General features: G+C 46.4%; 2 protein-coding genes. Both read left to right on the top strand.

What is annotated here, in order from left to right; genetic code table 11:
* The first annotated feature begins 69 nt into the window (after window positions 1-69).
* Entirely contained in the window at window positions 70-765 is a 696-nt protein-coding gene (locus JOD21_RS19585) for a helix-turn-helix domain-containing protein (protein WP_204731102.1), read from the top strand.
* Between the two features lie 176 nt (window positions 766-941).
* Window positions 942-1,303 (top strand): IS3 family transposase (locus tag JOD21_RS19185; RefSeq protein ID WP_204731103.1); only part of this gene is annotated, 362 nt, incomplete at its 3' end.

A 1,303-nucleotide genomic window follows, 5' to 3' on the forward strand; every position in this document is an offset into this window, starting at 1 on the left:
TGATATGCTCCCTCCATAGTAGACAGAGAAATAATAAAAATTCTCTACTACTATGAAGGGGGCATTTTTGTGTCTAAAAGGACGACTGGCCATACATTAGATGAAAAATTAAAAGCAGTGTTATCTGTCTTAGATGAGAAGAAGTCGGTGGGTGCGGTCTCAAGAGATTATCAGATCGATGAAAAGACCATCAAAGCTTGGATCCGTAAATATCAATCAGATGGAATCGATGGATTAAAGGAATCAAAGACTTGGAAAGCCTACTCCCAAGCATTGAAACGACAGGCAGTGGAGTATTATCTGACGGATCAAGGGAGCCTCAGTGAAACCTGTGCTCGTTTTAATATCTCAACCTCCTCTGTTTTACAAAGGTGGATCAAGCGTTACACTAGTGGAAAAGAGATAAAATCCACTAGTAAAGGAAGTATAGAGATGAACAGAGGACGAAAGACGACATTTGAGGAACGGATCGAGATCGTCCAATTCGCCATCGCCCATGACCTTGACTATCACGGGGCTGCGGAGAAATATCAGGTCTCGTATCAACAGGTCTATGGATGGGTACGGAAATATCAGGCTGATGGAGAGACAGGACTTCACGATCGACGCGGTAAGACCTTGGAATCAAAGTCGAATCTGACAGAAGTGGAAAAGTTGCAGTTGCGCATCAAAGAACTGGACCATCGCAATCAATACCTTGAGGCGGAGAACGGCCTCTTAAAAAAGCTGAAGGAGATCGAAAGGAGGGACAGAATGCGCGAATAGGCAGCCATCTACATCGGTTCCAGGCGATCCATGATTACCATGATGAGACGAAGATACCGATCCAACTGCTTTGCCAGCTGCTCGGCGTCTCGCGATCCGGTTACTACAAATGGCTGAACCATACGCCGACTGACCAAGAGGTAGAAAATAAATGGCTCCTCACGGAGATCAAAAAGATGTTCAACAAGCATCAAGGGATTCTGGGCTATCGACGGATCACCACGTTCATCAACCGCCAGTTCAAGAAGCAGTACAATCGCAAACGGATCCGCCGTCTGATGATCAAGCTCGACCTGAGGTCCTTTATCCGCCGGTCGAACGGCTACTGTACGAAGACCAGCTATGTCAACATCGAGGACAACATCTTGAATCGCGAATTCACAGCGAGCCAGCCCAATCAGAAATGGGTGACGGATATCACACACCTCCATTATGGTCTTGGGAACAAGGCTTATTTGAGTGTGATCAAGGACCTGTACGACGGATCTGCCGTAGCCTATAAGATCGGTCACTTCAACAACAACGCCTTGGTGATGGA

Source organism: Jeotgalibacillus terrae (assembly GCF_016908195.1).
Lineage (GTDB): Bacteria > Bacillota > Bacilli > Bacillales > Jeotgalibacillaceae > Jeotgalibacillus > Jeotgalibacillus terrae.